At 43.6% G+C, this 20,020-nt stretch carries 16 protein-coding genes; 6 read left to right on the top strand and 10 right to left on the bottom strand.

Annotation, left to right across the window (positions count from 1 at the left end; translation table 11 throughout):
- Positions 1 to 63: 63 nt before the first annotated feature.
- The 4 genes from ABDW02_RS17260 to lpxK form a co-directional block, all read right to left on the bottom strand.
- Positions 64 to 624 (bottom strand): GDYXXLXY domain-containing protein, encoded by a 561-nt coding sequence (locus ABDW02_RS17260; protein WP_343636768.1) that lies wholly within the window; start codon positions 622 to 624, stop codon positions 64 to 66.
- Positions 608 to 2,467 (bottom strand): DUF2157 domain-containing protein, encoded by a 1,860-nt coding sequence (locus ABDW02_RS17265; protein ID WP_343636770.1) that lies wholly within the window; start codon positions 2,465 to 2,467, stop codon positions 608 to 610. Before ABDW02_RS17265 ends, ABDW02_RS17260 begins: the two co-directional genes overlap by 17 nt.
- A gap of 203 nt (positions 2,468 to 2,670) precedes the next feature.
- Positions 2,671 to 3,483: a purine-nucleoside phosphorylase gene (locus ABDW02_RS17270; RefSeq protein WP_343636858.1), complete on the bottom strand. Its 813-nt coding sequence runs from the start codon at positions 3,481 to 3,483 to the stop codon at positions 2,671 to 2,673.
- A complete protein-coding gene (gene lpxK, locus ABDW02_RS17275; protein ID WP_343636773.1) occupies positions 3,455 to 4,495 on the bottom strand; it encodes a tetraacyldisaccharide 4'-kinase in 1,041 nt (346 codons plus the stop codon). The genes ABDW02_RS17270 and lpxK overlap by 29 nt, the downstream gene beginning before the upstream one ends.
- A gap of 83 nt (positions 4,496 to 4,578) precedes the next feature.
- Between lpxK and ABDW02_RS17280 the strand changes: the two genes are divergently transcribed.
- Positions 4,579 to 5,562 (top strand): glycosyltransferase family A protein, encoded by a 984-nt coding sequence (locus ABDW02_RS17280; protein ID WP_343636775.1) that lies wholly within the window; start codon positions 4,579 to 4,581, stop codon positions 5,560 to 5,562.
- Positions 5,563 to 5,567: 5 nt separating this feature from the next.
- On the opposite strand, the gene ABDW02_RS17285 is transcribed toward ABDW02_RS17280, so the two are convergent.
- On the bottom strand, positions 5,568 to 5,984 hold the full coding sequence (locus ABDW02_RS17285) for a hypothetical protein (protein WP_343636777.1): 417 nt from the start codon (positions 5,982 to 5,984) through the stop codon (positions 5,568 to 5,570).
- Between the two features lie 106 nt (positions 5,985 to 6,090).
- Here ABDW02_RS17285 and ABDW02_RS17290 point away from each other — a divergent pair, with 106 nt between their 5' ends.
- From ABDW02_RS17290 to bshB1, 5 genes are all read left to right on the top strand, one after another.
- Positions 6,091 to 7,185, top strand: coding sequence for a Nif3-like dinuclear metal center hexameric protein (locus ABDW02_RS17290; RefSeq protein WP_343636779.1), 1,095 nt, complete (start codon positions 6,091 to 6,093; stop codon positions 7,183 to 7,185).
- A 3-nt stretch (positions 7,186 to 7,188) separates the two neighbouring features.
- Entirely contained in the window at positions 7,189 to 7,944 is a 756-nt protein-coding gene (locus ABDW02_RS17295) for a C4-type zinc ribbon domain-containing protein (protein WP_343636781.1), read from the top strand.
- Between the two features lie 327 nt (positions 7,945 to 8,271).
- Positions 8,272 to 11,502, top strand: a complete 3,231-nt coding sequence (ccsA, locus tag ABDW02_RS17300) for a cytochrome c biogenesis protein CcsA (protein ID WP_343636783.1) — start codon at positions 8,272 to 8,274, stop codon at positions 11,500 to 11,502.
- Positions 11,499 to 11,972, top strand: coding sequence for a glutathione peroxidase (locus ABDW02_RS17305; protein ID WP_343636785.1), 474 nt, complete (start codon positions 11,499 to 11,501; stop codon positions 11,970 to 11,972). Before ccsA ends, ABDW02_RS17305 begins: the two co-directional genes overlap by 4 nt.
- Entirely contained in the window at positions 11,959 to 12,678 is a 720-nt protein-coding gene (gene bshB1, locus ABDW02_RS17310) for a bacillithiol biosynthesis deacetylase BshB1 (RefSeq protein WP_343636787.1), read from the top strand. The genes ABDW02_RS17305 and bshB1 overlap by 14 nt, the downstream gene beginning before the upstream one ends.
- Here bshB1 and ABDW02_RS17315 read toward each other — a convergent pair.
- The 5 genes from ABDW02_RS17315 to ABDW02_RS17335 form a co-directional block, all read right to left on the bottom strand.
- A complete protein-coding gene (locus ABDW02_RS17315; RefSeq protein ID WP_343636790.1) occupies positions 12,661 to 13,197 on the bottom strand; it encodes an NAD(P)H-dependent oxidoreductase in 537 nt (178 codons plus the stop codon). The two genes, bshB1 and ABDW02_RS17315, sit on opposite strands and share 18 nt — an antisense overlap.
- A gap of 173 nt (positions 13,198 to 13,370) precedes the next feature.
- The gene (locus ABDW02_RS17320; RefSeq protein WP_343636792.1) at positions 13,371 to 14,987 is read right to left on the bottom strand and encodes a T9SS type A sorting domain-containing protein; all 1,617 of its coding nucleotides are present in this window, start codon (positions 14,985 to 14,987) and stop codon (positions 13,371 to 13,373) included.
- A 220-nt stretch (positions 14,988 to 15,207) separates the two neighbouring features.
- Complete coding sequence (locus ABDW02_RS17325) at positions 15,208 to 18,180, bottom strand: TonB-dependent receptor (RefSeq protein ID WP_343636794.1); 2,973 nt, start codon at positions 18,178 to 18,180, stop codon at positions 15,208 to 15,210.
- A 159-nt stretch (positions 18,181 to 18,339) separates the two neighbouring features.
- Complete coding sequence (locus ABDW02_RS17330) at positions 18,340 to 18,783, bottom strand: hypothetical protein (RefSeq protein ID WP_343636796.1); 444 nt, start codon at positions 18,781 to 18,783, stop codon at positions 18,340 to 18,342.
- A gap of 94 nt (positions 18,784 to 18,877) precedes the next feature.
- Entirely contained in the window at positions 18,878 to 19,987 is a 1,110-nt protein-coding gene (locus ABDW02_RS17335) for a glycosyltransferase family 4 protein (protein WP_343636798.1), read from the bottom strand.
- Positions 19,988 to 20,020: the final 33 nt, after the last annotated feature.

Here is a 20,020-nt window from a genome sequence, read left to right on the forward strand (position 1 = left end):
TCACCGAATAACGGCCTCAAATGAATTCTTTTTTGAATTATAATGTTTTCGCGGGTAAAACGCTTAGTTTTTGTTTGCTAATGCAGGTGTTTTAACGGGTAAGCCGGTAATCAGCGATTTTCCGTTGGAACTGATGTCGGTTATGACAAAATCGCCTTTCAGGATCTTTACATGAACGAAGTTCGTATGTTGCCGGTCTGTTAAGAGTCTGTTTTCAATCGTCAAAGCTTTGTTTTCTTCCAGGTAGAATCGTCTGAACGGCAATTGGATGTATAGCGTATTACGTGGTTCTGCATACAATTTCAGCTTCAGGGAATGCTTTGTCTTTTTATGGGAAACGGACGTGATTTTTACTCCTGCGGTATCCTGTACAAATTCGGCATAAACGATGTCGTTGCGTTTGAAATCGCCTGGTTTATCTGTTTTGTAAAACAAGGGCTGCACATTCAGCCTCACGTATCTTCCCTGGAAAAAATCGTAGGGATCAACCGGTTGTATGCGGAACAGGTATTCTTTCCCGGTTTCAATGACTTGTTCTTTGGCTGCGATGAAAAAAAGCGGGAAAGTCAGCTGGATCAACGAAATGGCGATCAGCCCGATGAGTCTTTTATTTACTGGTTTCATGCTTTCTGTTTTTTAGAATGAGGTAGTTGGCAACAAAAAAGGAACTTCCGATCAGAATGAACAGGATTCCCTTCACGGTTAAAGACATTTTCAGGTCGAAAAAGCGGCACAGCATCACCAAACCGATCAGTCCGAGCGCAAAGTTGGCTACCGTCAGATTGGATTTTTTGGCACTGTAGACCAAAACTATGATCCCCAATACCAGCAGGAAAATGGAATATAGGTGTTGCAAACTTACCGGTGAGATGCATCCGATCCAGATCAGTACCGGAACTGCCAGGCTGAAAAGCGCAAATAATCCTTTTACATGTGAGAATAACTGTTTACGCAATTTGATCACACTCAACAGAATCCCGAAACAAATCGAAGCGGTCAGGCCAACCTGGAATGTACTCATGGAAGGCCGCGCGTATTCAGCCCCGAGAATTTCTCCCACGTCAAAGTTCAGAAGCGCCCAGAATCCTCCGAAACTGGCAATAATCAGGATGAGGATCTGGAAAGAAAGAATGATGATCTGGTCGGAACTCAGGCTGTTTTTGGTTTTTTCATCGAGGAGTGCAGCCGGTACCAGGTAATACATACTCGGAATAAGCGCTATCAGGAAAAAGCCCATGGCACCACCGTTAATATATGAAAGACTGAAAACGAGCATGGCAACCAGGCCCAATGCCGGGTAAATCTGCCATCCGTCTTTTCGCTCCTGCGCAAAATGGATCACAATAGCCGCCCCGATCAAAATAGTGACCTGGTAATAACGGAAAGCATTTACTCCGTAATAATCCATCAGGATGAACGGAACAGGTAGAAGAAGCAGCCACTTATACAGGTTCTGCGTGGTCATTTTCTCTTTGGAAAAATACAGGAACAATTGAACCAATCCCAAAGCAAACAGGATCGGGATAAAAATCAGGCGGTGATCATCGTTTTCGGCTTGCAGTATCCGGTCAAATCCCCATTTATTGTAGAACAGGAGGTAAGTTAAGCTCAAACTGACCCCGGTATAACTCAGGATGCTCATAGCAGTCGGCTGATGATTCGCGTTGCGCAGAAAACGGCTTGATCCGAACAAATGGAAATTAGCCAGCAACAGGAACAGGATCAGCCAGATGGATGCATCGGATCCGCTCATGCTGATAATTGCACTGAAACAAATCAGTAATGGAACAACGATTTGATGCGTCACATACAACGATTCCGGCTGACGCAGTGTAAACAAGCGTTTCAGGTAAGGAACCAGCGCAAAGAACATCATCAGGCTTCCGAACCAGGGAACCTGGTAGATCGCACTTTGGTCCATGGGGTAACTGAATAAGTTCAAAAGCATCAGGGCCATGGCGCAAAAAACGGCACTGTGCGATTTCAGCAAATAAACTACCGGCAGGCAAAGCAAGCACCAATAGGTAAAGAAATAATTCTCAATTCCGGGAAGCTGGTAAATCTGCAGGATCAGCCCGAGCATACTTCCCACAGCCAGGAAGGTGGAAATGGCTGTAGACTCCTGCCAGATCACATTGTCTTTTCGCCGGGTAACGGTAAAAATATTCGCCAGTACGGAAAGAAAAACCGGCAGGATGCTGAGAATGGTTTTAGTCGGGCGGGAAAGGTCATCCCAGTTGTGGGCAAAGAGGTAAATAACCCCGAAACCGATCAGGAATACCCCGATGATACTCACGGTGATGATTAATCCGTTATTCTGTTTGTTTTGATTGATCTGAGATTGGTTCTGCACATTTACGGCGCGCTGTTCATTGCGCTTCAAAAAATGGGCATACATGCGATCCATAGTAGTCTGGTCGATGATGTTCTCTTGTTTACAATCCTCCAAAAAGTCTTTGAGGTTCATAGCCTATTTTTTTACTAATGTAACGAACTTCCGGTACAGACCACCATTCTGACCCAAAATGTGTCCATGAAAAAAAAGGAAAACATGATATCATGTTTTTGTTATATCACGAAATCATTCGGGAATCGGGAATAGTGACCGGTATGAAATAAAAAAGTCCCGACGATATATCCCGGGACTTTCAATTATCTGTTTCGAAGAACTTATAAACGAGCGATCAACTGGCTCATGATCAAGGTCATTTTCGGTTCTTGTCTGCTTGCTACGTCAATAACATCCTGTAAGCTTACTTTCTGGATTTTCCCCGGTACACCCAAATCGGTAATGATAGAGATTGCGAAACAAGGAATTTCCATGTGGCGTGCAACGATTACTTCCGGAATTGTTGACATTCCAACTGCATCCGCACCGATTGCGCGAACGTATCCGTATTCAGCCGGCGTTTCCAATGTTGGCCCGGTCAAAGCGGCATAAGTTCCTACAGAAACTTTGATGTTGTTTTCTGCTGCAATGTTTTTGGCAACTTCAATCATGGAATGGTCGTAAGGCTCACTCATATCCGGGAAGCGAGGCCCCAGTTCATCGATGTTTTTCCCGATCAGCGGATGAGCAGGGAACAAGTTGATATGATCGTCGAGGATCATGATTTCACCTACTTCAAAATCCGGATTTACACCTCCTGATGCATTACTTACGAAAAGGCGTTCAATTCCCAGTAATTTCATTACGCGAACCGGGAATGTTACCTGCTGCATGTTGTAGCCTTCGTAATAATGGAAGCGGCCTTGCATGGCAACCACTTGTTTTCCGCCCAAATTCCCGAAAATCAATTTCCCGGAATGGCTTTCTACCGTTGAAACAGGGAAGTGAGGAATCTGCTCGTAAGGAATTTCATCGATGATCTCGATTTCCTTTACCAATCCACCCAATCCGGTTCCTAAAATGATTCCGATACTCGGTTTAACTTGTGTTTTGCTGTTGATGTACTCAGCAGCCTCTTTCATTTGCTCTAACAACATAATTTTTAAGTAACGCTTTAAAATCTTCTTCTCTATCTATCTTCAACGAAATGCTTTGTACGAAAAACGGGATTTTGGTCGCTTCCAGGATTTCTTTCCATGCTGCAAAACGCACCGCATCTTTTTCGGTTGTAACTACCGCACATCGCCGGTCGGCAAAAGTAGCAACTTTTTGTTGGATTTGTTGAATATCTTCCGCAGTAAAAGCGTGATGATCGGGGAATTGAATGGCCTCAACGCGATGGTTCTCAGCTAAAAAACGATATAGTGGTTCGGGCTGTGCAATGCCGGTTACTAAAATTAATTGATCAAAATTTTCCCAAACGGCTCCAAAAAGTCCTTTCAACTCCCCGTAAATGACTTCGCTGAAGAAAATATGTTCCTTTTTCAAGGGAATTTTATCCCGGAAAGGTTTTTTATCAGCTTCTGAAAGGTTCTTCGGGCATTTAGTGACCAAAGCAATGTCGGCACGCTTCATCCCCGCTCGTGGTTCCCGAAGGTTTCCGGCAGGAAATACAAAATCTTTGAAAACCGGCCGGTCATAAGTCATCAGCAAAAGATTCAATCCTGCTTTTACGGCCCGGTGCTGGAAAGCATCATCCAATAAGATTACCGAATCGGAATGGTGTTCACGGATCCAGTCGACACCAACCTGGCGCTTCTCAGCCACAACTACCGGAATTTGGTGGTTGAAGCCCGTCCAGTACATCATGGGTTCGTCACCGATCTCACTGGCCGTACTCATTGAGTTGGCACTATGTAAACCCTGCGTTTTCCGTCCGTAGCCACGGGATAGAATAACGGGTTTATCCGTTTCGAAAAGTTTGGCGATGTAAGCCGTGAGCGGAGATTTCCCCGTTCCCCCAACTGTAATGTTCCCGATGCAAATAGAAGCTCCCGGAATGGGTTGTGATTTTTTGATTCCGGCATCAAACATCCAATTTCGTAAGCTTACGATCAATGCGTAGAGCCAGGAAAAGGGAAGAAGTAACAAACGGAATTTTTCCATGCAATAAAAGTAATTAATAATGTCAGTAGGGCCGAAAAATTTTTCAGTCCTACTGCAATCCTGGAATTCGTAATTTTGAGGCCGTGTCATTGATATCCATTCTTACTCCGTACCGCAATGCCGAAAAATACATTCGGGAAACAGCTTTGTCCATTATCGGTCAGACACACGAAAATTGGCAATGGATTTTGGTCAACGATCACAGCACCGAAAATGAATTGGATGCCATTGCTGACCTGTTGAACGATTCGCGAATCATTTTGCTTGAAAACGAAGGAAGAGGAATTGTCGATGCACTTTGCACGGCATTTACCAAATCGGACGGAGAATACGTGACCCGCATGGATGCGGATGATGTAATGCCGGACTTCAAACTGGAGTGCTTTCTGAAGGAATTACAAACGAAAGAAGCTCACATCGTTACCGGGAAAGTAAACTACTTTTCAGCTACAGGTTCCATTTCTCCGGGTTATCTGGCCTATGAAAAGTGGTTGAATGGCCGCGTGGATCAGCAGGATTTTTACACCCATATTTACCGGGAATGTTCCCTGGCATCCGGAAACTGGATGATGCGCAAAGCTGATCTGAAAAAATGCGGAGGTTTCGAAGGTTTAAACTACCCGGAAGATTACGATTTGTTGTTTCGCTGGTATGACGCCGGTTTTGAGGTAAAAGGATTGGACCTGGTAACTCATCTGTGGCGCGATCACGATACCAGAACTTCAAAAACAAGCGTCCATTATCAGCAAAAAGCTTTTTTTTCCTTGAAAATCAATCGTTTTATTGACCTGAATTGGGATTCAGACCAACACTTGATCGTCAACGGAACGGGGCAGAAGGGACGTTTGACGGCAAAGGTTCTGATTGATCGTAAAGTTCCTTTTATCTGGGTTTCACACGAGCCGGAGAAATTCCAGCGTGTTATTTTTGGTCATCCGGTCCTTGGAATTCATGAGATTCCATCCTCCGGACAGGCACAGATTTTAAACACTACTTTGCTTTCCGAACCTCAGTTGCGTGAAATCTACCTGAAAAACATCCCAAAACTTCGATTTTATAATCTGTAGGTTTTTTAAAACCCCAGGAAAAAAGTTTGCAGGAAATTACCCGGGTTTCCCGGTTCGTTCAATGGAGCGTTGACGGTATACATAATCATGTATAAAAGCCGGATCGAGATAGCCAGGCAAAGAAGCATTCCCAAAACCCGGATACGGAAAGTCTTTTGCATCCGATGGCGCTTGATCATAGGAACAAAACGTTCAAAATGAAAGTTTTTGATCCGGTTCATTTGAACCAGGGTTACCAACATGAGAAAGAGTGTTATATAAATAGGAATACAAACCAGGTTTTTTCCGATGGACCAAAATCCAACCTCCGGAAATTCTTTGAGCAGCAGATCTAATTCCATGTAAAGATATGTATTTGCAAATCCCAACAGGATCAACAACGTCAGAAAGATGATCGAATAGGGCAAGAGTGATTTTTTCATGTGTAGGAAGTTTTGTGCAAATTAATCCAAAATGATCAGTTTCGTATCAAATTAATTCGAAATTCGTCGCCCGGAATTCGTAATTTTGAAAGATAAAATCAGTCACATGCAAGTCAAAGAACTCGTTTCCTTTTTAAATCAGATCGCACCTTTTACCTACCAGGAATCGTATGATAATTCCGGTTTGCTGGTCGGTGATCCGAATAGCGAAATCAAAGGAGTGCTGGTTGCTTTGGATTGTATCGAATCGGTTGTGGACGAAGCCATTTTGCATGGAGCAAATGTAATTGTGACGCATCATCCGATTATTTTTAAGGGGTTGCGACGCATTACCGGGGCAAATTACGTGGAACGCACCGTTTTGAAAGCCATTAAGAACGATATCAGCCTTATTGCAATCCATACGAACCTCGACAATGTGCATTTCGGAGTGAATCACATCATTTCAGAAAAATTGGGATTGACGAACTGTAAAATCCTGAGTCCGAAAGCTGCTACAAATTTTAAACTGGCTGTTTTTGCTCCCCAGACACATGCCGATCTGTTGCGTGAAGCTATGGCAAAGGCCGGCGCGGGATACATCGGTTCGTACGATTCCTGCAGTTTTACTTCGGAAGGGGAAGGACGTTTCAGGCCGGATGAAAATGCGAACCCGTTTCTGGGAAAAGCCGGTGAACTGGAAGTGGTGAAGGAAGTGAAGATCGAAGTTATTGTTTCGGAACACGCATTGCACGCTGTTTTACACACCATGAAAGCAACACATCCTTATGAAGAAGTTGCTTACGACGTGATCGGGCTTACAAACACGAACGAATACATCGGAAGCGGTATGATCGGTACGCTGGAAAACGGAATGGAAGCGATGGAATTTTTGAATTTTGTAAAGAAAACATTCCATTGCGGTACAGTGCGTTATACCAATCCTACCAAATCGCAGATCAAAACAGTAGCTGTCTGCGGTGGCTCCGGAAGTTTTTTACTGAAAGATGCGATCCGGGCAAAAGCAGACGTTTTTATCACGGGAGACTTTAAATACCACGAATTTTTCGATGCCGAAGATCACCTGATGATTGCCGATATCGGTCATTTTGAATCGGAACAATATACTTCTGAGTGGTTAGTAGCACAAATGAAGAAAAAATTTACTAATTTTGCGGTTCGTTTAACGAGTGTAAATACGAATCCGATAAATTATCTCTAAAGTATGGCTGCAAAAGCAAGTACAAAAGAAACAACAGTTGCTGAAAAGTTGGACGCATTGTATGCGTTGCAAAAGATTGATTCTCAAATCGATAAAATTAGAACCGTACGTGGTGAATTGCCGTTGGAAGTTCAGGATTTAGAGGACGAGATCGAAGGGTTAGAGACTAGAATCAAGAACCTTCAGGACGAAGCGAAAGAGTTGGATACTGAAGTTGCAGATCGCAAGATTGCAATGAAAGATGCAGAAGCTGCTATCGTGAAGTTCAAGGATCAACAAAATAATGTACGAAACAATCGTGAGTTTGAATCGTTGGCGAAAGAGATCGAATACCAGGAGTTGGAGATCAAATTGCACGACAAGCGCATGAAAGAAGCTAAGATCAAGATTACTGCTAAAAAAGAAGTGCTTGACGAAGCGAAAGAGCGTTTGGAATTGCGTAAAGGCGATTTGAAAGTGAAACAAGACGAGTTGAACGAGATTGTCGGTGAAACACAAAAAGAAGAGGAAGCATTGATCGCTCAGTCTGAAAAGGCTAAAGCATCCATTGATTCCCGTTTGATCGCAGCTTACGACCGTTTACGCTCCAATGCGAAAAACGGATTGGCAGTTGTGGGTGTTGACCGCGATTCTTGCGGTGGATGTTTCAACAAAATCCCGCCTCAACGTCAATTGGATATCGATACACGCAGAAAAGTAATCGTTTGCGAACATTGCGGAAGAATCCTGGTTCCTGCTGAAGTAGTAGAACAAGGATAAGATAATAATGAGTTTTTGAAAGGGTTTGCGAAAGTGAACCCTTTTTTGTTTTCCGTGGATTTACGCAAATCCAGCAGATAGATCATTAAACCGCAATACTTATGCGGTAGTTTGTGCGCAAAGATCTACACCTGCGGCATATCTTTCCGGCAGAGAAGCTTGGAAACCAGTGTTCTCTATTTCTTACATAGTTGATTGATCATTAGCTAATAGCCAAAATCTAATTCGGAATAGGACATCCGGTATTCGTAATTCGCTCAACATTTTGAGCGATAAACTCAAACGAATAGTTACTTTTGTACCTGAAAATTATCAATCCGTTTTTACATGGAAAAACTAGCAAAAGCTCTTTTCTCAATGAGAGCAATGGCAATGGGATTATTCATCTTCCTTTCCGCAATCGCAATCGCAACTTTTATAGAATCTTACGAAAATACACAGGCTGCAAAGCTTTGGATCTATAATGCGAAATGGTTTGAGATCCTGTTGGCTTATTTGTGCGTGAACCTGGTAGCGAATATTTTCCGCTACGAAATGTGGAAGCGCGAAAAGATTGCAGTTTTCCTTTTTCATATCTCATTCATCGTCATTATCATTGGTGCGTGGGTTACGCGCTACATCAGCTACGAAGGAATGATGATGATTCGCGAGGGAGCTTCTTCGAATATTGTCTATACGTCGGACCCGTATCTGTGGGTGAATATCAACGACGGGAAAGAATTCCAGCTGACGCATGATGTGAAGACTTTCCTGGCCGAATCGTACCCGTTTAATTCCGCTTCCCTGGACATCGAGTTCCCGAAGCACAAAACACCGGTTTCCATCGAATACGTTGACTTTAAATCCAAGCAGATCGATACGATAGAGATCAGCCCGAAATACAAAACAAGCGCTTTGGATATCGTTACGGATGGAATGAAATCCAATTACGTGATCGATAATGAGATTTTCAACCTGAACGGTGTGCCGGTTGCGTTTTCGCCAAACCTGGTAAACGGGGTAAATATTTACCGCAGAAACGATACTTTACGCCTGAAACCGAATATGCCGCTGCAATACATTCCGATGAAAGAGATGCAGAAAGCACGTCAAAGTGGGATTGCTCCGCCTGATTCTGTTTTCGTGAAAGTAGCTCCCGGACAGGAAGTGGTTTTTGCAACTACCACCCTTTACCAGATCGCCGGACAACAATTCGTATTCAAGCAGGAAATTCCGAATGTCGGGAAGAAATTGATGCCTTCCGGAAGAAGGGATGTCGGTTCGGATTACCTGACGGTGAAAGTAACCGACGGCTCTCACTCGAAAATTGTGCGTTTGAGAGGCGGTGCCAAAGAAATCGGTGAATCGGCTTATTTTGAAATGAATGGCTTGAATTACCGCCTGGAATACGGGATGAAACGCATCAAGATTCCATTCTATATGAAATGTAATGACTTTATCCTGGACCGTTATCCGGGATCCGACATGCCTTCTTCGTATGCGAGCGATTTGCAGGTATTGGATACCGCCAATAATGAATTCGGAACGAAACGCGTATTTATGAACCACGTATTGGATTACGGTGGTTACCGTTTCTTCCAGTCTTCCTATGATCCGGACGAAAAAGGAACCATTTTGAGCGTAAACCACGATTTTTGGGGAACGAATATCACGTATTTCGGTTATTTAATGATGTTTATCGGTATGGTTTTTAGTTTGTTTGCTCCGTCTTCCCGTTTCAGAGAATTGATCGGAGTATTGAAAAAATCGAATGCAAAATCGGTGGTTGCAATCTTATTTACGATTCTTTCGGCATCCGCATTTTCACAGGGTGCGGTTACGCAAGTAGATACGGTTGAGCAAGATGAACATCAAGATACACACGAACACACGCATCAGCACGAACAAACTATGCCGGCTGCTCCGGTAAATCCGGTCGTTTACTTCATGTCGGAAGACCAAAGTGACGAGTTGGCAACTTTGCTGGTTCAGGACAACCGCGGGCGTATCATCCCGATGCATACACTGTGTGACCAGTTATTGAGCAAATTGTACCGTGCGAACAAATACGAAGGACGTAATGCGGTTCAGACTGTTATCAGCATGCACATGTACCCGGATTATTGGTTGAATCAAAAGGTAATCCTGGTTCCTTCGGCGCTGTTTGACAAATACAACCTGACGAAATACGTTTCTTTCCGTGAATTGACGGATGAAACCGGCAATTTCAAATGGATCAATGATTACAATGCAGCTTTGCAAAAACCGGAAGGACAGCAATCTGAAGTGCAGAAGAAACTGATCAAACTGGGGGAGAAGTACCAGGTTTTATTGGGAGTAATCAACTGGAATTACATGAAGATCATTCCGCTGAAAGGAGACAAGGGCAATCGCTGGTTCATGCCTTTCAACCAGGAATTGATGGAGCGCGACAGTGTTTCAAGCCGCCTGGCTTTAACATACATCAGTTCTTTGAACGATGCAGCGAAATCCAATAATGACTTCTCCAAATCAACGAAATTATTGAACGACCTGAAGAAATTGCAGCGTTCCATTGCTCCTGCGTCAATTTTGCCGTCGGAATCTCACGTGAAAATGGAAGTTTCTTACAACAAAATGGGAATTTTCAAGAATGCCGGAAATTCTTACATCCTGTTTGCACTGGTATTGCTGATCATCTTCTTCATTCGCGTATTCTTCAATCCTTCGGATAAATCGGATCGCCGTTATTCCATCGTCAGCAAGGTTATTTTTGTTTTGATGGCGATTATCTTCCTGTATCACGGAGCCGGATTGGTGATGCGAAGCATGATTTCCGGCCACGCTCCATGGAGTGACGGGTATGAAGCGATGGTTTTCATTGCGTGGGTCATTGTATTGGCAGGATTCCTGTTCTCGCGTACAAGCATTGTAATTTTAGCCGCCGCCGCTTTACTGGCGTGGTTCTTTATCTTCGTTTCCCAGTTGAACTTGTTGGATCCTGAAATTACTCCGTTGCAACCGGTTCTGAAAAGTTACTGGTTGATGATCCACGTAGCAATTATTACCAGCAGTTACGGATTCCTGGGGCTTGGATTTATCATCAGTTTCGTGAACATTATCCTGTACCTGACAAGAAGTACCAAAAACGGCAAAGAAGCAACGAAAAATATCGCCGTGCTTACTGCTGTCAGCGAAATGACAATTACCATCGGCTTGTTTATGCTCACCATCGGAACCTTCCTGGGTGGAATCTGGGCGAATGAGTCCTGGGGAAGATATTGGGGCTGGGACCCGAAAGAAACATGGGCTTTGGTTTCCGTGTTGGTTTACGCCATTATCCTGCACTTCCGATATATTCCGGGATTGAAAGGGAAATTTGCCTTCAACGCAGCAGCGATGTGGGGATATGCAGCTATTTTATTTACTTTCTTCGGAGTGAACTTTATTTTGGTCGGACTGCATTCCTATGCCAACGGAGACGGATCGGTGAATTTACCGGGATACGTGTGGCTTACGATCCTGATCTTCCTGGTGCTGACAGTAGTTGCAGGAGTTCGAAATAAAAAGTACCTTCAAAGTCAAAGAGAACTATTATGAATTTATACGATTTTTCATTGAATTACCTGGATGGTAAACCCATCGATTGGAGCGCTTTTAAAGGCAAAAAAATACTTTTGGTGAATGTTGCATCGCAATGTGGTTTAACTCCCCAGTATACGCAATTACAGGAGTTGAATGAAGAATTCGGCGGTGACTCATTTACCATTCTTGGAGTTCCCTGTAATGATTTCGGAGGACAGGAACCGGGAACAGCGGAAGAGATTGCTACTTTTTGTTCAACCAATTACGGAGTAAGTTTCCCGCTTTCGGAGAAAGTACATACCATCGGTGAGGAGATTCACCCGATTTATGAATGGCTGAAAGAACAAACGGGTACGGAAGTAAGCTGGAATTTTCAAAAATACCTCATTGACGAGGAAGGCAAAATTGCCGGTTATTTTTCACCTCAAACAGAACCTTCCGAACAGCATATTTTAGATTGGATCCGAAATCATGAGTCAAATTGATATACTAGCAATCGGTGCCCATCCGGACGATGTGGAACTTTCCGCTGCCGGAACGTTGTTGAAACACCGCGCAATGGGTTATTCTACCGGGATTATTGACCTGACACAAGGTGAATTGGGATCACGCGGTACGAAAGAAACCCGCAAGGAAGAAGCAGCAGCAGCAGCCCGGATTTTGGGGCTGACAGAACGCGTTAATCTGCAAATGGCGGATGGCTTTTTCGAACATTCCGAAGAAAACCTGCGCCTGATTATCGAGCAAATTCGCCGGTTCAAACCGGAGATTGTTTTGATGAACGCTGTTTCGGATCGTCACCCGGATCACGGCAAAGGAAGTAAATTGGCTTCTGAAGCGTGTTTCCTGGCCGGATTGCGCAGAATTGAAACCACCTGGAACGGTGAAGCACAGGAAGCACATCGCCCGAAGTTTGTTTACCATTACATCCAGGACCGTTACCTGCAACCGGATTTTGTGATTGATGTGACGGATTTCGTAGAACAAAAGTTCGATTCGATCAAAGCATATAAAACACAATTCTGGGACCCGGCTTCTTCCGAACCGAAAACACCGATTTCCGGAGAAGAGTTTTTTGAATTCCTTCGCGGAAGAATGGCCGAATTCGGTCGTTCAATCGGAGCCCGCTACGCGGAAGGATATACCGTAGAACGTATAATCGGGGTAGATTCTTTATTTCAGCTTAGATAACGTTTCTTTTACGTTTTCAATCAGGTCGTTGAACTCTTTTGCCAGTTCTTCATTGCTGATCTTTCCATCGTGGAAATTTTCCTGGAAGCTCGGCAGGCTGAAATGTCCCAGGATATTTGCCGTATGACGCGGAAAACGGCTAAGTGCAGCTTCCAAAGAGAATTTTGCTCCCAGTTTTCCCGGTGAAGTTGAAATCAATAACATCGGTTTGTCGTGGAATACGCTGTTGTTTAAACGGGAACACCAATCCAGCGTATTTTTGAATGCCGCCGAATAACTTCCGTTGTGCTCGGTCATGGAAATCACCAGGAAGTCCGAATTTTCGATGATATCATGTAATTCGTGAGCCTGAACGGGATACCCGTCTTCTTTCTCCTTGTCCACTGAAAATACAGGCATTTCAAAGTCATTCAGATCGATCATATTGACTTCTCCATCAAACTGGTGTGCCGCAAAATGCGCAAATTGCTGGTTAATTGAAGATTTACTGGTACTTGCTCCGAATGCTAATATTTTCATGACGATTGTTTTTACGAAGATAGCCATATTTGGTAGTCTAAAAGTTTAAAAAGATTAAAAGTTCAAGGGTTTCAACTTTTTGAACACCTGGATCTGTTGAACTTGTTCAAACGAAAAAGGGCTCGCCGAAACGAACCCTTAACTTGCTATAAAACTAAACTAACAGAGAAAACTTATTCCACTACGCTCAATTTAACAGTCTTAACTGCGTCACCGGTTCTTACTACTGCGTAGTACAATCCCTGAGCGAAATCAGCAGCGTTGATTGTGAACTCGTGAGTTCCAACTTCAGCATACTTGGCAGCTACTGTTTGCATTACTTGTCCGTTTGCGTTCAATACAGTTACTTCGATAGTGCTGCTTTGAGCTACGTCAACAAATAATTTCGTGTTGTCGTTTGTTGGGTTAGGGTATAACGCAACACCTGCGATAGCTGAAACTTCTTTGATTCCCAAAATTCCTGTGAAGTCAGATCCGCTCAAAAGTGGAGAACTTGCAGCCGGACGGTAGTCTGGAGACAGGAAGTTATATGGAGTAGTCAGGATTCCTGCCGTAGAAGCGATTGAATCGTTATCGTTTGCAGCGAACCATGCAGCAGCATCAAAAGTACTTCCTGCGTTTTTCTCAGTTACTTTACCAGCTGTGTTTCCTGCAACGATGTTGTTTTTGTACTTGATCAAACCGTTTGTAGCGTTATCCTCACATGCAGTTCCGTCAATGTGAACTCCTGTACGGAAATCCATGAAGATAGAGTTACGGATATCCAAAGCAGAGTTACGACGGATACGAGCACCACGACGGTAACCAGCAGCAACTGTGTTTCCGGTGTTTCCTCTGAATGGTCCGATTGCAGTTACGTTAGAGAATGTAGCGTTTGTTTGAGGCATGTTTGTAGAACCTGTAGCATCGTTATCTGATTCGAAACCTTCAGAAGTTGAAATGGCAGGGTTGTCAGCGATGTTCGGGTCACGAACGATCAAACCGTACTGTACGTTTCCGGAGTATCCGAAATCTGTATCGAAATCGTCATCCAGGTTTCTGTAAGATACCAAGTGCTTAGCGTTTACAGCTCCACCGAACCATTCGAAAGCATCGTCATTAGAGAAAGAAACCTGTACGAAGTTAACTTCTGTACCGGAACCTACGGAACCGAAAGTCAAACCGTTGATCTCTTTATCTGTTTGGTAAGCATATCCTGGGAATTCGATACGTACGAATGTCAATACACCTGAGTTGTCTGCATTGTCAGGAGTTGTTCCACCACCGAATTCAGTATCTGAAGTTGGAGCAAGACCTTCGATATTTGCTACACCATTTGGTTGGTTGTTGGCACCTTTTCCTAAAAGGATAATTCCTCCCCAGTCACCTAATGCACGGGAACCTGCAGGTTGGTTGGAAGTGAAAACGATTGGATTTTGTCTGGTACCTGCAGCCATTAATTTAGCTCCTTTGGTAATGAACAATCCTGAACCAAGAACCGCTTTGTCACCCATGATGATCGTTCCCGGCTCAATAGTCAACGTTGCGTTGTTCTTCACGTAAATCTGACCCTGCAACAAGTAAACATTTCCTGCAGTCCAGGTAGTGTTTGATGTAATGTTTGCAGTAATGATTTGGTTTGGTGTTCCGTAATCGGTGTTTTGCGGATTCCAGTTTGTCCATTCGTCAGTCCACATTGGAGTTGGAGCCGGAGCAAACGCACCACGATAAGTTGTTTCTTCGAATAACTGTCCGAATGCTGCGAAAGTTCCTAAACCTGCGAACAATGCACTTAAGTAAATTTTTTTCATTTTTCGTTTTTTTTCTTGGTACAAAATTGATTTACTAATCTTGTTCTATCCTGTTTTTTAAGTTACGATTCGCGTAAATAAATGTTAAGGTCATTTTAAGTGATGTAGCAATAATTTAACATTGGCGTAGACACGCGATTAATCGCGCGCCTATGGGTTTATATATAAAAGAAAAGCCACCCGCATCACGGGTGGCCTCTCAGGCATCATTACATATTTTTTACAATCTGAAGCTGATAGAAGCACTGAATGTTCTTCCGAAGTTTGTTTTCCAAACCTGCTGATCAATGTTTTTATCAAAACCGTTGTTGTTGTTTTTATCTCCCACAAAAATCGTGTTGAAGAATCCGTTTGCTCCTTTTGCAGTAGATCTTTCAATTTGATTGTTTTGGTAGAATACCTGGTTTTGTGCAAGGATATTCTGAATGTTTAATTTGAATTGTGCGCGGCCTTTCCAGAATGTTTTCGTGATCTGAAGGTCCAGGAAAGTTCTTGCCTGTTCCCATAGATCCGGTTCGTTTACGTTTCCTACGATGTAGATACGTTGTCCCACTCGGTTAATGTTCAACGATACTCCCCACTGGTTACGTGTGTTGTCGTAACGGATTCCCGCATTGAAAACGTATGGAGACTGTCCCTGAAGCGGTCTGGAGCTAGACATACTACCAACTACTGTTGAAACGTCGACTTGTGAACGGATAATAGACAGGTTAGAGTATACCGTCAGATTGTCAAAGAAGGAAGAAGTGTCCAAACCGAAGATCGTAGATACCAATGAACGTGCTTCCAATTCCAATCCGTAATTCGTTGCGGAAGGAACATTCTGGAAGGTGATCTCTCCGGTTACGTCAGCACGTGATTTTTGCTCGATCGGGTTGATGAAGTTCTTGTAGAAAATCGTTGCAGAGAATAACTGGCCTCTTCCCGGGAATGTTTCGTATCTCAAATCCAGATTGTGGATCAATGCGCGCTGTAAGGTATCGTTCCCGGAAACTACGAAGTTGGTTGTGAAATCGTAGAATGCAAACGGAGCAAGCTCACGGTATTCCGGTCTGTTCAATGTCTGCGAGTAGCTCAAACGGATGTTTGTTCGTTTGTTGGCCTCAAAAACAGCATTCAATGAAGGAAGGAAGTCCAGTTTTTTCGTATTGATTTTAATCTCGGAAAGATTGTCTCTCAATGCAGTCAATCCTTGCTGGAAGTGTTCTACGCGAAGTCCGTAGATGAAACGGAAACGTCCGAAACGGTTATCCAATTGCAGGTAAGCTGCATTTAATACGGATCTTGCCGTGTACTGGTCGGATGGTTTTGTTCCGTCTGTCAGTTTGAAACCACCTTTCCCCGGGTTACCATTTGCACCTTCTTCAATCAATCCCATGTTTTGAGGAGCGAAGATCTGGTCTTCCGGCAAGTACAACAAGCTTTGGTCAAACTGGATATTTCCACCGCTTACACCGTATTGCGTATATCCCAACTGGCGTGCTGCAAACTCACGGTTACGGATCTGGTTGTAAACACCGATCTTGAATTCGCTCTTGTATTTCCCGAACAGGTCTGTAGAATAAGCGAAATCCACCCGTTCGTTAATGGAACTTTCTTTGTTCTCTGAGAAGAACATACCACCACCGTAACCAGGTCCTACACTTGACTGGGAAATGTTTGCAGTCCAGGTTGTATCTCTTGAATCCGGGTTTGACGGATCGATAAAGTCCCTGTTGCGGGAATAAAGCGAACGGCTCAGGTTCGGAATAGAACGGTTTACGTTGCTGTATCCTGTCAACCAGTTTAATTTGAATCCTTTTGCTCTTAATCCGTGCTGTCCTTCCAACTGTCCTGAATATACGCGGTCAGAAGTGAACCAACGTGCATTGGAACGGATCATGATCGGGTTAGACTCGGATGCATCTTTGATTCCCGTTCTGTTGATCAGTTTATCCGATGAGTTGATGCTGTAGATATTTTTGAAGTTGATGGTATTCCGTTCGTTGATCTTGAAAGCGAAATTTGCCAATGCTCCTGCCAATAGATTCGTTACGTTATTCTTGTCCAGGTAATCGTTTTCCATGATCGTTCCCTGGATTGAATTCGGGTCGCTGCTGTTCAGGTAGCTATTACGTACAGTCTCGTTGTAGCTGAAGCTTCTGCTGTATGTCAATGCTGCAATCATACCGAATTCTCTTTTCCCGAACTTCTTGTTTAGTCCGCCGGAAGCCTGAAGGCTTAAATTCGGAAGGAATTTGCTTTCGGTCGTTCCCCAGTTTCCGGATACTTCTTTTGCCAATTTTGCTTCTTCGTGGATGTTCCCCGGGTATTCTCCGAATGCAGGAATAGCAGCCGGCATTTTGCGTGTTCCGTCGTCAATTCCCAACCAGTCCATTTTTCCTCCTTTATAGGAAGTGCGGTCTTTGAAGGTTGTAATGGTGTTATATCCTGTTCCTACCTGGAAAGAGAAGAAGTTCTTTTCAGGAATGCTCTTGGTGTTGATCTGGATCAAACCACCTGCAAATTCCGCCGGTTGATCCGGTGTTGCAGATTTGGTAATCGTTAAGTTGTCCAGCATGTTGGACGGGAACATGTCAAAAGAGAATGCTTTTCTGTCGCTTTCCGAACTTGGAAGCGGGGAACCGTTCAGGAACGCAGCGTTGTAACGGTCGTTCAAACCGCGGATTACCGCAAATTTATTATCCTGAATACTGGCACCGCTCACCATTTTCAATACATCACTGGTGTTGCTCGCCGTAGAACGCTGGATAGACTGGCTCGACATCACGTCGCCAACGCTCACCGCGTTTTTCTGTGCCAAAACAACTCCCTGGTCCGTATCTGTAATTCTCTTTGCAGAAACAACAACTTCACCGATGGAAGTACTGTCTTCTGCAGGAGGCGACATCACCACGTCAATATTGGTAACTTCTCCCGGCTTAACCTGGATACCATTTACAATTTGGGTCGGCATTCCGGCGTACACAATCTTAATAGAGTATGTCCCTTTTTCCAGTTTGTCGAAATTGTAAATACCTTCGATGTCAGACAGAATTCGTTTTGTTTGCTCAACCAATTCCACTTGTGCGGAAGGAAGCCCTTCTCCGGTTTCGGAATCGATTACTTTTCCCTGAATTACTCCGGTGTTTTTATCCTGCGAAAATGCAAAACCTGCAATCAACAATGTAACAACGGAAAGAAATATCTTCATAGCTTTAATTTTGCCACAAAGGAACTGCTATAACGTTATTCTAAATTAAGTGTAAAATTATTGGATTGTGAGGCTTATGTAAACAAATTATGAAGCCAGTTAACATTGGGTTAATACCGGCTAAAAGGATTTTGTTGCAGGTCAAATGTACGCTTAATTTCAATAAATGGCTTCGATAATAAACGGCTGATTATTGAAAGTAACCTGCTCTGATTTTTTCTTATGAAGCAGTAACTGACCAAGCGGTGCCCCCAATCCGATCCCGATAATGGGTTTTCCTTCAAACATACTGTTACCGATTGGTATCCCGACCAGGAACAGGCCTTTGTTGGTTTGAACGACCGCCCCCAACTGAACTTGTGTAACCGTTTCAACAGATTGATTGTCTATTAAACTTTTCAGAAGTTGCTGTTCACTTAACTGCACATTCAGCTTCCCCAATTCCTGCTGTGCCATTTCACGGGCAGTTTCGAATTTGTCTCCCGCCGAACTTTTGCTATCATCGGTCATGCCTTGCTGCAAATCGGCAATATCTGCCTGCAAGCTGGCTATTTTTCCGGAAATGTTAAGCGAAAGTTGTTCGAAGAGGGCTTTTTTGTCCATGGAGAAAAATGTTCAAATAGTTCAAAGGGAAAATAGTTCAAAATTTCAAGATAATTTAAACAATTAAACTTTTTGAACATTGGAACTTTTTGAACTATTCATAAATAATAAAGTGCTTGTTAAACAACTCCATCAATTGCTTTTTGACGCTTTCTTTGGAAAACTGCATCCCGAAAGAGCGCATAAATTCTTTATCGAATTCGAATTTTCCGTTCATCATATCCAGAATGGCGTGTTTCAGGTCTGCAATGTTGTTGTGTTCGATTTTAATTCCCAGTGCTTCGGTCATATTGGCGGCAATTCCCACAGGAGTTGAAATGACCGGAGTTCCGGTCAGCCACGCCTCAGCCAGAACGATACTGAATGTTTCGTACTCGGATGTGAGGATCAGCGCATCGTGTTCTTTTAATAACTGGCTGATTTCGTCCCATTCCTTCGGACCGGTAAAATGGATTGCTTCGCGGCAGCTGTTTAGTTTCGCCCATCTTTCCCATTCATCGGTATCCTGGTCGGAAACAACCGTCAAAGTGATCTTCTTCCCGGATTCGAGCCAGGCATTCAGGAAACCATCAAATAAAAAGTTCGGGTTTTTGGTATTCTTATCCAGTGTGGAGATATGAATAAATTTACTGCGCTGAACCGGATTCGTTTCTCTTAATGTAAAGATTTCCTCATCTACAAAATTGGGAATCACCTGTATTTTGGTAGTAGGGAAGAGCGGTTTCATATCCGTTCGCAATACGTTGGAAACGGCTACAATTTCTTTCACATGCCTGCTGCCTCGCTTGATCAGTTGCTGGTGAAGTGAAATAAAGCTTTTCACCAGTTTCTTGCGGTAATAGGAACCGTGTTCCATCACGATCAAAGGTGCGTGAAAGTATCGCTGGACGCGCGCAAACTGCATCGCTCTCGGGAGAAATACGTGTGCAAAGATCAAATCTATGTGATCGAGCATCAAAAGACCTTTTCGCAGGGCTTTTCGTTGAAGCCACCAATGAATAAACCGGTTTTTTGAAATATGGTGATAAATCCGGATGATGCGCAAGTTGTCGGTTTGCTGATCATCCACTTCAATGGAACTGCAATTTTTGTCGCCCATGGTATGCAATACCGTCACTTCGTAAGTGTCGGAAAGCAAGTGCGCAAAGCGTTCTACGAAATTTCCAGCGTAGGGGTCAACGCGTGTAGGAAACCACGAACTCATAATAAGAATATGTCTTTTCGTGCCGGGCATAGG

The organism is Fluviicola sp. (assembly GCF_039596395.1).
In the GTDB taxonomy this organism is placed as follows: domain Bacteria; phylum Bacteroidota; class Bacteroidia; order Flavobacteriales_D; family Crocinitomicaceae; genus Fluviicola.